Below are 12750 nucleotides of genomic sequence, written 5' to 3' on the forward strand. Positions count from 1 at the left end.
CTCACAATTTGCCAGGTGGTTTTATGGACAGCATCAACAGCCGCATCGCCGAGGAACTCGGTGTCCGCCCACAGCAGGTCGCAGCGGCCGTCGCTCTGCTGGATGAAGGCTCAACCGTGCCGTTCATCTCCCGTTACCGTAAAGAAGTGACCGGCAGCCTTGATGACACCCAGTTACGCCACCTGGAAGAGCGCCTGCGCTACCTGCGCGAACTCGACGAGCGGCGCATCAGCATCCTTGCGAGCATCGAAGAGCAAGGCAAGCTGACCCCGGAGCTGGCGCGCGACATCAAACTCGCCGACACCAAAACCCGCCTCGAAGATTTGTACCTGCCCTACAAACAAAAGCGCCGCACCAAGGGCCAGATTGCCCTGGAAGCTGGCCTGGGCGAGTTGGCCGACGGTCTGTTCAACGACCCGACCCTGAACCCGGAAAGCGAGGCAGCACGGTTTGTCGACGCGGAAAAAGGCGTGGCCGATGTGAAAGCCGCCCTCGAAGGCGCCAAATACATCCTGATGGAGCGCTTCGCCGAAGACGCCAACCTCCTGGAGAAACTGCGCAGCTTCCTCAAACACGAGGCTGTTCTCAGCGCCCGCGTGGTAGCTGGCAAGGAAGAAGCCGGCGCCAAGTTCCGCGATTACTTCGAACACGACGAACCCCTGAAAAGCATGCCATCGCACCGCGCCCTGGCCATTTTTCGCGGTCGTAACGAAGGTTTTCTCAGCTCATCCCTGAAAGTTGGCGAAGAGCTGCCTGGCGCCATGCACCCGTGTGAAATGATGATCAGCGAGCGTTTCGGCCTGCAAAACCAGAATCGCCCCGCCGATAAATGGCTGGCCGAAGTGGTCCGCTGGACCTGGAAGGTCAAGCTCTACACCCATTTGGAAACCGACTTGTTGGGCGAACTGCGCGACGGCGCGGAAACCGAAGCGATCAATGTGTTCGCGCACAATCTGCATGATCTGCTGCTGGCGGCACCGGCTGGCCCTCGCGCCACCTTGGGCCTGGACCCTGGTCTGCGCACCGGGTGCAAAGTGGCGGTGGTCGACGCGACCGGCAAGCTGCTCGATTACGCGACGGTTTATCCGCACGTACCCAAGAATCAGTGGGACCAGACCATCGCCGTGTTGGCCGCACTGTGCGCCAAGCATTCGGTGGACCTGATCGCTATCGGCAACGGCACTGCCAGCCGCGAGACCGATAAACTGGCCGCCGAACTGATCAAAAAATACCCAGGTCTGAAAATGACCAAAGTGATGGTGTCCGAAGCCGGTGCCTCTGTGTACTCGGCTTCCGAGCTGGCTGCCAAGGAATTCCCGGAGCTGGACGTGACGATCCGTGGCGCGGTGTCGATTGCCCGCCGCCTGCAAGACCCGTTGGCCGAACTGGTGAAAATCGATCCGAAATCTATCGGTGTCGGTCAGTACCAGCACGACGTTTCGCAGCTGAAACTGGCGCGAGGCCTGGATGCGGTGGTCGAGGACTGCGTGAACGCTGTTGGCGTCGATGTGAATACCGCATCGGTTGCCTTGCTCGCCCGCATCTCTGGCCTGAACACCACGCTGGCGCAAAATATCGTCGCTCACCGCGATGAAAACGGCGCCTTCAAGACCCGTGCTTCGTTGAAGAAAGTCAGTCGCCTCGGCGAAAAGACTTACGAACAGGCTGCCGGCTTCCTGCGTGTAATGAACGGCGACAACCCACTGGATTCCTCGGCAGTTCACCCGGAAGCCTATCCGCTCGTAAAACGCATCGCCGCTGAAACAGACCGTGATATCCGTTCGTTGATTGGCGACGCTAGCTTCCTCAAGCGCCTTGATCCGAAAAAATACACCGATGAAACTTTCGGCCTGCCGACCGTCACCGACATTCTGCAAGAGCTGGAAAAACCGGGCCGCGACCCTCGCCCCGAGTTCAAGACAGCCGAGTTCCAAGACGGCGTCGAAGAGCTCAAGGACCTGGAGTTGGGGATGATCCTCGAAGGCGTGGTCACCAACGTGACCAACTTCGGCGCTTTCGTCGATATCGGCGTGCATCAGGACGGTCTGGTCCATATCTCCGCGCTGTCCGAGAAGTTCATCAAGGACCCGCGTGAAGCGGTCAAGGCCGGTGACGTGGTCAAGGTCAAGGTCATGGAAGTCGATATCCCGCGCAAACGCGTCGGCCTGTCGATGCGCATGAGCGACACCCCAGGCGAGAAAATCGACGGTGCCCGTGGCGCGCGTCCTGGGTCTGCTCCTCGCTCGCAACAACAAACCACGCCCCGCAAGGAAGCCCCGGTAGCCGCAGCACCGACCAATAACGCAATGGCTTCGTTGTTCGCCAACGCCAAACAGTTGAAGAAACGTTGATGGTCATCCCCGAAGGGCTGACCCAGAGCGCTTATTTCAAGATGCTCGGCTGCCAGCTGCAGCGCCTGGACGACGGCGTTGCCGAAGTCAGCCTGGCGCTGGAACCTCACCTGCGCAATCGCGGCAACGTGATGCATGGCGGTGCGATCTTCAGCCTGGTCGATATCGCCATGGGGCTGGCCTGTTCCAGCTCCCACGGTTTCGATCAGCAGAGCGTGACGGTCGAGTGCAAGATCAACTACGTCCGGGCTGTGTCCGAAGGCGAGGTGCTGTGCATCGCTAAGGTGCTGCATGCCGGGCGGCGCACGCTGGTTGTCGAGGCAGAAGTGCTGCAGGGCGACAAACTGGTCGCAAAAGCACAAGGGACGTTCGCAGTCATCTAGCTGTCGCACGTCGATTTGGGTTAATTTCGGCACTGCGAAAACAGTGTCGGAATTTTCTGTTCGGGCTGCGGCCAGACCAAGTAACGGGCATCGGCGTTTCAAACCAAAACCAGGCGACAACGCCAGTTCCTCTCTTCACCCTTGTAGACCGTCATTTCCACCCCCATATTGGGGCGACCGACGCGTGAAGGAATCCAACTTGAGCGAACTTCTCAACCGCCGCCTGGCTCTGCTTAGCGAGCGCACTAACCTCTCCCTGATGGAGCAGTGCCTGCACGGGATTGAGCGTGAATGCCTGCGCGTGACGGGCGAAGCACGCCTGGCGCAGACACCGCACCCGGAACAACTGGGCGCAGCGCTGACCCACGAGCAAATCACGACCGATTACTCCGAGTCGCTGCTTGAGTTCATCACGCCCGCGCTGCCGGACCCGGCCGAAACCCTGTCCAGCCTGGACAAGATCCATCGATTCGCCTACAGCAAGCTCGGCAACGAGTACCTGTGGAGCCCTTCGATGCCGTGTCCGCTGCCAGCCGAAGAAGATATCCCGATTGCCTACTACGGCACCTCGAATATCGGTCAGCTCAAGTACGTCTATCGCAAAGGCCTGGCCTTGCGGTACGGCAAGACCATGCAGTGCATCGCCGGCATTCACTACAACTTCTCCTTGCCGGAAAAAGTCTGGCCGCTGCTCAAGCAGGCCGAAGGCTTTGTCGGCACGGACCGCGACTATCAGTCGGCGTCCTATATCGCCCTGATTCGCAACTTCCGCCGTTACAGCTGGCTACTGATGTACCTGTTCGGCGCCTCGCCGGCACTGGATGCAAGCTTCTTGCGCGGTCGCTCGCATCAGTTGGAGCAATGGGACGCCGACACGCTGTACCTGCCCTACGCCACCAGCCTGCGCATGAGCGATCTGGGCTACCAGAGCAACGCCCAGGCCGGCTTGACCCCGTGCTACAACGACTTGACCAGCTACACCGACAGCCTGCGTAAAGCGGTGGCGACGCCGTATCCGCCGTATGTCGAGATCGGCACCCACAAGGATGGCGAGTGGATTCAGCTCAACACCAACATCCTGCAGATCGAAAACGAGTACTACTCCAACATTCGCCCTAAACGCGTGACCTACTCCGGCGAACGTCCGATTCAGGCGCTGGTGGCCCGTGGCGTGCAATACGTTGAGGTCCGCTGCCTGGACATCAACCCTTTCCTGCCTATGGGTATCGATTTGCAGCAAGCGCGCTTCATCGACGCGTTCGTGCTGTATTGCGCCCTGCAGGACAGCCCGCAACTGGCGAACAACGAATGTACCAACGCAGCCTCGAACTTCCTGACGGTGGTCAAGGAAGGTCGTCGTCCGGGTCTGGAATTGCGGCGTAACGACACCACGATCGACTTGAAAGCCTGGGCCACCGAGTTGCTGGAAAAAATCGCACCGTTGTCGCAGCTACTTGATCAGAGCCACGGCGGCGAAGAACACGTTAAAGCCCTGGCCGCGCAATTGGCCAAGGTCAACGATTCTTCACGGACACCTTCGGCACAAGTGCTGGCAAGCATGACTGAACACAAGGAAGGCTTCACCGCGTTCTCCTTCCGTCAGAGCCAGGTACACGCTGAGTACTTCCGCAGCGAACCGTTGAGCGCTGAAGAACAGTTGCACTTCGAAACCCTGGCCCGCAACTCAATTACCCAACAGGTCGAGCTGGAGCAAACCGAAGAGATTGTCGATTTCGATACGTTTGTCGGTTCGTATCAAGCAAGCATTTTGGCGATCAGTAACTGACGCCATCGCGGCAGGACGTGCAGTTACAAGCACGTTCCGCCGCGATGGACACAGCCCCTACAACGCCTTCTCGAAGATCTTCGAATTGCGCTGATAGTTGTAAAGCGATGCTCGTGCGCTGGGCAGGCGGTCGACGCTGCTCGGCTCAAACCCACGCTCACGGAACCAATGCGCGGTGCGGGTGGTGAGGACGAACAGGGTCTTCAAGCCCTTCGCCCGGGCCCGGGCTTCAATCCTCTCCAACAGTTCATCGCCACGCCGGCCATGGCGGTATTCCGGGCTGACGGCCAGGCAGGCCAACTCGCCAGCATCTGAATCGGCGATCTGGTACAGCGCGGCACAGGCAATGATCAGCCCTTCGCGCTCGACCACGCTGAATTGCTCGATCTCGCGCTCCAATACTTCGCGCGAACGGCGCACCAGAATCCCCTGCTCTTCCAGCGGAGTGATCAAATCCAGCAAACCGCCGACGTCTTCAATCGCCGCCTCACGCACCAGTTCAAACTGCTCTTGCGCGACCAGCGTGCCGCAACCGTCGCGGGTGAACAGCTCGGTCAACAAAGCACCGTCTTCGGCGTAACTGATGATATGGCTGCGACCGACACCGCCACGGCACGCTTGCGCCGCTGCATCGAGCAGTTCGGCCTGATAGTTGCTCCCCAGCCTTAGCATGTGCGCCGGAACTTGTTGTGGACGCAGCTCGCGCACCAACTTGCCCTGGTCATCCAGCAGGCCGCTCTCGGCACCGAACAGCAGCAATTTATCCGCGCCCAGGTCAATGGCGGCGCGGGTGGCGACGTCTTCGCAGGCGATGTTGAACGTCTCCCCCGTCGGCGAATACCCCAGCGGCGACAGCAACACGATGGAGCGCTCGTCGAGCAGGCGGTTGATGCCTTTGCGGTCGACCCGGCGCACTTCGCCTGTGTGGTGATAATCCACGCCTTCGACCACACCAATCGGCCGCGCAGTCACCAGATTGCCACCCGCCACGCGCAAGCGCGAACCCTGCATCGGTGAAGCGGCCATGTCCATGGACAGGCGTGCTTCGATAGCGACACGCAGGGAGCCTACCGCGTCGATGACGCATTCGAGGGTCGCCGCATCGGTGACCCGCAAATTACGATGGAATTGCGGTGTCAGGCCGCGCGCCGCCAGACGGCTTTCAATCTGCGGGCGAGAGCCGTACACCAGCACCAGTCGCACGCCGAGGCTGTGCAACAGCACCAGGTCATGGACGATATTGCCGAAATTCGGATGATCTATACCGTCGCCGGGCAGCATGACAACAAAGGTGCAATCGCGGTGGGCATTGATGTACGGCGAAGCGTGGCGAAGCCAGTTAACGTAGTCGGGCATGACTTGAAGAGCCTGTAAAAGATTGGACGAACGCGTAAGAACACACACAGCACTGTGGTGGTTATCGTCGGAACAGGCTTGGCAACACGCGCATTCTCCTTCTATTTAGAGCCCAACGGCTTCGAAATCACTTGAGCTGACCCGACTCATGCGGGGGTCAGGCAATAATGTTCAACCAACTGACGTAATAGACGCACCGTAGGCTGCAAGCGTGACATTTCAAGGTATTCGCCTGGCTGATGAGCACAGGCAATGTCACCAGGGCCCAAAACCAGGGTTTCGCAGCCCAGGCGCTGAAGATAAGGCGCTTCGGTGCCAAACGCTACTGCCTCGGCGCGATGCCCGGTCAGACGTTCGGCGACGCGCACCAATTCGGCATCGGCGGCCTGTTCGAACGGCGGCACTTCGGGAAACAGCGGCGCATAGTCTATTTGCACCTTATGCAGTTCTGCCAGCGGTTGCAGCTTCTGCCGAATCGCGGCACGCAACACCTGCGGGTCCATGCCCGGCAGGGGCCGCATGTCGAACTCCAGCGAGCATTGACCGCAAATCCGGTTCGGGTTGTCACCGCCATGAATGCACCCGAAGTTCAGGGTCGGCTGTGGCACGCTGAACTGCGGGTTGTGGTATTCGCCTTGCCATTGCTGACGCAGGCCCTTCAATTCGCTGATCGCCGCGTGCATCGCCTCCAGCGCGCTGTGACCCAGACTCGGGTCGGACGAATGGCCGCTGCGGCCGAGAATATTGATGCGCTCCATCATTACGCCCTTGTGCAGGCGAATCGGCTTGAGCCCGGTCGGCTCACCGATCACCGCCGCACGACCCAAAGGACGACCCGCTGCGGCCAACGCTCGAGCGCCGGCCATGGAGCTTTCTTCATCGCAGGTGGCGAGAATCAACAACGGTTGCTTGAACGGTTGATCGAGCAACGGCTGCACTGCTTCGATGACCAAGGCAAAGAAGCCTTTCATGTCGCAACTGCCCAGCCCTACCCAACGCCCATCGACCTCGGTCAGTTTGAGCGGATCGGTTTGCCACAGCGCGCCATCGAACGGCACGGTGTCGCTGTGCCCAGCCAATACCAGACCGCCCGGGCCGCTGCCGAAACTCGCCAACAGGTTGAACTTGCCGGGCGACACCTGCTGAATGTCACAGGCAAACCCCAGATCACCCAGCCAGGTCGCCAGCAGATCGATCACGGCACGGTTGGATTGATCCAGCGCGGGCTGGGTGCAACTCACCGACGGCGCTGCAATCAACGCGGAAAACTGGTCTTTCATGGACGGCAAGGGCATGAGTAATCTCCTCGTTTGAGCACCATCATAGGGCTATCGGCCCCCATGAATAAACATGTCCTGTACACTGTTCGGCCTCAGCAGCCACGTATTTGCAGGCTGCGCTCCCGTTATTAGCGATTAGCGCTTGGATTCCCCGGCCATGCAGAAAGAAACCGAAATCAAACTCCGCGTCAGCCGCGAAACCCTCGCCGCCCTGCGCGACCACCCACTGCTGAAAAAGCGCAACAAAAGTGGCTGGGAACGCCTTGAGCTGTTCAATCAGTATTTCGACACGCCTGAACGCGACCTGGCAAATGCCAAAGTGGCCCTGCGCCTGCGCCGTGATGGCGACGCGATCATTCAGACGTTGAAGACTCGCGGGCAAAGCGTTGCTGGCCTGTCCGAGCGCAATGAATACAATTGGGATCTGCCCAAAGCCAAGCTCGACCTTAAAAAGCTCGATGGCGAATGCTGGCCGGAAGAGCTGGCCGAGCTGGATAAAAAGACCATCAAACCGGCGTTCACCACCGACTTCGTCCGCGAACGTGCGGAAATCGCCTGGGGTCGTGGCAAGGCTAAAGTCGTGATTGAAGCTGCTCTGGACCTAGGCCGGGTAGTTGCTGGCAAGCAGGAAGAAGAAATCTGCGAACTGGAGCTGGAACTGCGCGAAGGTGATCCTTCCGCGCTGCTGGAGCTGGCCGCTGAACTGGCTGCCACGCTGCCGTTGATGCCCTGCGACATCAGCAAAGCCGAGCGTGGCTATCGCCTGTTCGACGCCAATAGCTACTCACTGAGCCTACCGGCACCTGAACTGACCGCAGAAATGCCGCTGGACGACGCCTTCGCCGCGCTGGCCTGGCATTTGTTGGCCAGCAGCCAGCGTCTGGCTGAGCAGTACCGTTTCAACGGCCACTGGCGTTTGTTGCAGGATTGGGTGGCGTTGCTGTCCGAACTGCGCGCGTTGGTTGGCAGCCTGGGTCAGGCCGCGCCACGCACCTCGACCCACGAGTTGCGCGCATCGCTGGACGCCTTGCTCGAAGACTGGCGCCCGCTGGTCCAGGCCGGTCAAGACGACCCCGACGTCCGCACCGAAGCGCCCGCCCAGTTCATCGAAGAGCTTACCGACACCCGTTGGGGCCTGTTCTCCTTGAACACCTCGCGCTGGCTGCTGGCTCGCAGTTGGACCGCTGACCGCAACACCCGCGGCAACCGCCAGGGCGCGGCGCAACTGGCTAACTGGGTACCGCGCCTGCTGGCTGAAGAAGCGACTTCGCTGCAATTGGGTCGCTATCAGCAACAACCGGAAGACCTGGCGGAACAACTGCCGCGCATAGAACGCATTCAGGCCTGGCTGCATTTGGCCCGTGGCGTACTGGATTTGCCAGAGTTGGACCGCTTGTACGGCGAGCTGAACAAACTTGAGCAATTGGCGCTTGAGCCGATCAGCGACGAAATCCTCGACGCGCGCGTGCAACAGACCGTTGTGGTGTTCCAAAGCCGCGCATGGAAGACCTTGCTGCGGTTGTAATACCGACTTCACAAATGAATTCGCCCCACAAGGATTGCATGTTTTCCGGGGGAGCGAATTCAAATGCGAATGGCCTGACGCGGTCCACCTGGCACCCCGTCAGCCCAATATCGGCAAACTCGTGGTGGATTTGATCTCTGACAACGCCACCGTCGAGTTGACCTCCTGAATCCCCGGCACCAGCGATAACTTCTCAAAGAAGAACCGCTCATAAGCCTCGATATCCGCAGTCACAATGCGCAGCAAAAAGTCCACCGACCCCATCAGCACATAACACTCCAGCACCTCCGGAAAACCGCGAATGGCTTCGGTAAACTCCGTGAAGTTGGAGCGGCCATGGGCATTGAGTTTTACCTCGGCGAAAATTTGCGTATTGAGGCCGATTTTCTTGCGGTCCAGCAATGTGACCTGACGTCGGATTACCCCCTCATCCTTGAGACGCTGAATGCGCCGCCAACACGGCGATTGCGACAAGCCGACCTGTTCGGCAATTTGCGCGCTGGAGAGCGAAGCGTCTTCCTGCAGCAACGCCAGAATTTTCCGATCATAGAGGTCCAGCTCGCCTTGCATAAAAATCTCCTATTCACAGATAAACCTGCATTAACAAGTCGCAATAAGGCTAATCCAATCGATCATCGATAAGAAATTTCTTTTTCCGTATGCAAAAATCTCCCTCAGTAGAAACAGGAGAGGCCCGCATGCCAACGTTTGAATTTTCAAGTTCCGCGCCACTGCGCCCTGACGTCTGGTCCTCCAGCAATGCCCATACCCGTGCGTACTATCAAATCCTTGCCGAGGCAGAGCCCGACCTTTTATGCCGGGTGCTGAATCTGTTTGCGATGCAGTATTTGATTCCGCAACAGGTCAGCGTTTTGCAGCAAGATCAGATGCTGATGATTGACGTCCAGCTGGACGGATTAAGCTGGCACCGGGCGCAAGTCATTGGCGAAAAAATGCGTAACTTGATCAATATTTGTTCAGTCACCCTGGAACCCAATCCAATTCAGAACGTCTTACCGCAACAGGTAGTTCTGGCCGTCGGATAATGATTCGGTAAATTTTCGCAACCCTTCACCTCGCTCCGGGTAACACATGCGACGCGCCGGGGACTATTCTTGTCTTGCCATTAGCCGGTCAGAGCAGAACTGTCCCAAGGAGCCCGCATGTCCGTCCTCGCCTCAGTTACCCAAGACCGTTGGCTGGATCTCAACGATCTGCTACACGACTTGGTTGCTCAAGGGTTTACCGATCAAGAAAGTGCTGAATACGCGCTCACTCTGCGCCGTTCAGCTCTGAACATTCAATTGCACCCGCTGGAGTTCATCGCCGCCCAACATCTCGATGATTTAAAGCGGCCTGGCAAGAAGCTCGACCTGGAAAGCCTCACCCTCTGGCTCGCGCAGCAGGTCGGTCAGCCTTACCTGCGCATCGATCCGCTGAAGATCGACGTTGCGGCCATCACGCCGCTGATGTCGTACGCTTTTGCCCAACGACACAAGATCCTCGCGGTGGCCGTGGACCGCGAATCGGTGACCATCGCCAGTGCCCAGCCCTTCGTCAGCGCCTGGGAAGCAGACCTGACGCATGTACTGAAATTGCCGATCAAACGCGTAGTCGCCAATCCGGCAGACATCCAGCGTTTGGCCGTGGAGTTTTTCCGGCTGGCGAAGTCGGTCAGCGGTGCCAATGCCTCTGATCTGAAAATGAGCAATCTGGGCAATTTTGAACAGTTGCTCAAGCTCGGCGCCAGTGACCAGGAACCCGACGCCAACGACGCGCACATCGTCAACATCGTCGATTGGCTGTTCCAATATGCGTTCCAGCAGCGTGCCAGCGATATCCATATCGAGCCCCGCCGTGAACAGGGCACCGTGCGTTTTCGCATCGACGGCGTGCTGCACAACGTCTATCAATTTCCAGCCCAAGTCACCATGGCCATCGTCAGCCGCCTGAAAAGCCTGGGGCGAATGAACGTTGCCGAGAAACGCAAACCGCAGGATGGCCGGGTCAAGACCACCACGCCTGAGGGCGGCGAAGTCGAGCTGCGCCTGTCGACCTTGCCCACCGCATTCGGCGAAAAGATGGTGATGCGGATTTTCGACCCGGAAGTGCTGCTGAAAAACTTCGATCAACTGGGCTTTTCCGGCGATGACCTGCGCCGCTGGCAGGACATGACTCAGCAACCCAACGGCATCATTCTGGTCACGGGCCCAACCGGTTCGGGCAAGACCACGACGCTTTATACAACCCTGAAAAAGCTGGCGACCTCGGAGGTCAATCTCTGCACCATTGAAGACCCCATCGAGATGGTCGAGCCGGCGTTCAACCAGATGCAGGTCCAGCACAACATCGACCTGACGTTTGCCAGCGGCGTGCGCGCACTGATGCGTCAGGACCCGGACATCATCATGATCGGCGAAATTCGTGATCTGGAGACCGCAGAAATGGCGATCCAGGCCGCGCTGACCGGCCACCTCGTGCTGTCCACCCTGCACACCAACGACGCGCCGAGCGCCATTAGCCGCCTACTGGAACTGGGCGTGCCCCATTACCTGCTCAAGGCCACCCTCCTCGGCGTCATGGCCCAACGACTGGTGCGCACTCTCTGCCCGCACTGCAAAGCCCCCATCGAGCTGGAAGAAAGCGACTGGCAAACCCTGACCCGCCCGTGGCAAGCACCTGTCCCGAGCGGTGCTCAACGCGCTGTCGGCTGCGTAGAATGTCGCGACACCGGGTATCGCGGCCGCGCCGGAGTGTACGAAATCATGTTGATGTCCGACAGCGTCAAAGCCCTGATCAGCGCCGACCTCGACCTCACCGCCATACGCCGCCAAGCCTTCAAGGAAGGCATGCGCAGCTTGCGCTTGTCCGGCGCGCAGAAAATATCCGCCGGGCTGACCACGCTCGAAGAGGTGTTGCGGGTAACGCCGCAGAGTGAGCAGCGGTGATGGTTATCCTTGTCTGACACACTGTCATCGCGAATGAATTGGCTCCACACTGGACAGCACATGTCCTGTGGAAGCCAATGTATTCGGCACATTTTGTACAAATCTATTCTGAATTATATCGCCATCACCCTCGTATTTCTGCCTAAATGAGCCGTTCATCACCAGACAATCCATAACCAAAACAGGGAACCGTTATGCAAATCGGTAGTGTGCTTTTACTTTTCGTCGGGCTGGCGATTGCCATTGTGTTCATGGGTTTCAAGGTGGTGCCGCAAGGTTATCAATGGACGGTGGAACGCTTTGGCCGTTATACCAATACCCTGAAACCGGGCCTCAACATCATCGTGCCGGTGATGGACCGTATCGGGCGCAAGATCAATGTGATGGAAAGCGTGCTGGATATCCCGCCGCAGGAAGTCATCACCGCTGACAACGCCACGGTGCAGATTGATGCGGTGTGCTTCTTTCAGGTGGTCAACACCGCGCAGGCCGCGTACGAGGTGAATAACCTCGAGCACGCGATCCGTAACCTGCTGCAAACCAATATCCGTACGGTGCTCGGCTCCATGGAACTGGATGCCATGCTTAGTCAGCGCGACGGCATCAATGAAAAGCTGCTGCGCACTGTCGATGAAGCGACCGCGCCATGGGGAATAAAGATCACCCGGATCGAGATCAAGGACATCAGCCCGCCCGCCGATCTGATGGCTGCAATGTCCGGGCAGATGAAAGCGGAGCGGATCAAGCGCGCGCAGATTCTGGAAGCAGAAGGCCTTCGGGCATCGGCGATTCTCACCGCTGAAGGCAAGAAGCAGGCACAGATCCTCGAAGCCGAAGGCGGTCGTCAGGCGGCGTTCCTTGAATCCGAGGCGCGGGAGCGTCAAGCCGAAGCAGAGGCACGGGCCACCCAAGTGGTGTCCGAAGCGATTGCCAACGGCAACGTGCAGGCGATCAACTATTTTGTCGCACAGAAATACATCGATGCGCTGGGTAAACTCGCGTCAGCCAACAACAGCAAAGTGATCTTGATGCCACTCGAAGCCAGTCAAGTGATTGGTGCCGTGGGCGGTATCGGCGAGATCGTCAAAGCTACCTTCGACACTAAAAAGGGCTGAGGCGCG

At 58.8% G+C, this 12750-nt stretch carries 10 protein-coding genes; 7 read left to right on the plus strand and 3 right to left on the minus strand.

The window, feature by feature from the left end; translation table 11 throughout:
• Nucleotides 1–23 precede the first annotated feature (23 nt).
• The 3 genes from RHM55_RS13675 (at nucleotide 24) to gshA (ending at nucleotide 4520) form a co-directional block, all read left to right on the plus strand.
• Nucleotides 24–2351: a Tex family protein gene (locus RHM55_RS13675; protein ID WP_322176917.1), complete on the plus strand. Its 2328-nt coding sequence runs from the start codon at nucleotides 24–26 to the stop codon at nucleotides 2349–2351.
• Nucleotides 2351–2734: a PaaI family thioesterase gene (locus RHM55_RS13680; protein WP_322176918.1), complete on the plus strand. Its 384-nt coding sequence runs from the start codon at nucleotides 2351–2353 to the stop codon at nucleotides 2732–2734. Before RHM55_RS13675 ends, RHM55_RS13680 begins: the two co-directional genes overlap by 1 nt.
• 199 nt (nucleotides 2735–2933) lie before the next feature.
• Entirely contained in the window at nucleotides 2934–4520 is a 1587-nt protein-coding gene (gene gshA / locus RHM55_RS13685; protein WP_322176919.1) for a glutamate--cysteine ligase, read from the plus strand.
• Between the two features lie 57 nt (nucleotides 4521–4577).
• Here the strand turns inward: gshA and argA are convergent, their stop codons facing one another.
• Entirely contained in the window at nucleotides 4578–5876 is a 1299-nt protein-coding gene (gene argA / locus RHM55_RS13690; RefSeq protein ID WP_322176920.1) for an amino-acid N-acetyltransferase, read from the minus strand.
• 146 nt (nucleotides 5877–6022) lie between these two features.
• The gene (gene argE, locus RHM55_RS13695) at nucleotides 6023–7171 is read right to left on the minus strand and encodes an acetylornithine deacetylase (RefSeq protein ID WP_322176921.1); all 1149 of its coding nucleotides are present in this window, start codon (nucleotides 7169–7171) and stop codon (nucleotides 6023–6025) included.
• 142 nt (nucleotides 7172–7313) lie between these two features.
• Here argE and RHM55_RS13700 point away from each other — a divergent pair, with 142 nt between their 5' ends.
• Nucleotides 7314–8681, plus strand: coding sequence for an inorganic triphosphatase (locus RHM55_RS13700; protein WP_322176922.1), 1368 nt, complete (start codon nucleotides 7314–7316; stop codon nucleotides 8679–8681).
• Between the two features lie 99 nt (nucleotides 8682–8780).
• Here the strand turns inward: RHM55_RS13700 and RHM55_RS13705 are convergent, their stop codons facing one another.
• Nucleotides 8781–9251 carry an Lrp/AsnC family transcriptional regulator gene (locus RHM55_RS13705; RefSeq protein ID WP_322176923.1) on the minus strand — a complete coding sequence of 157 codons (471 nt, stop codon included), beginning with the start codon at nucleotides 9249–9251 and terminating at the stop codon, nucleotides 8781–8783.
• A 128-nt stretch (nucleotides 9252–9379) separates the two neighbouring features.
• Between RHM55_RS13705 and RHM55_RS13710 the strand changes: the two genes are divergently transcribed.
• The 3 genes from RHM55_RS13710 to RHM55_RS13720 all read left to right on the plus strand — a co-directional run bounded on the left by RHM55_RS13710 (nucleotide 9380) and on the right by RHM55_RS13720 (nucleotide 12744).
• Nucleotides 9380–9727, plus strand: a complete 348-nt coding sequence (locus RHM55_RS13710) for a hypothetical protein (RefSeq protein ID WP_322176924.1) — start codon at nucleotides 9380–9382, stop codon at nucleotides 9725–9727.
• Nucleotides 9728–9844: 117 nt separating this feature from the next.
• Complete coding sequence (locus RHM55_RS13715) at nucleotides 9845–11629, plus strand: GspE/PulE family protein (RefSeq protein ID WP_322176925.1); 1785 nt, start codon at nucleotides 9845–9847, stop codon at nucleotides 11627–11629.
• 194 nt (nucleotides 11630–11823) lie between these two features.
• Nucleotides 11824–12744 (plus strand): SPFH domain-containing protein, encoded by a 921-nt coding sequence (locus RHM55_RS13720; RefSeq protein WP_219062944.1) that lies wholly within the window; start codon nucleotides 11824–11826, stop codon nucleotides 12742–12744.
• Nucleotides 12745–12750: the final 6 nt, after the last annotated feature.

The organism is Pseudomonas sp. MH9.2, from assembly GCF_034353875.1.
Taxonomy (GTDB): domain Bacteria; phylum Pseudomonadota; class Gammaproteobacteria; order Pseudomonadales; family Pseudomonadaceae; genus Aquipseudomonas.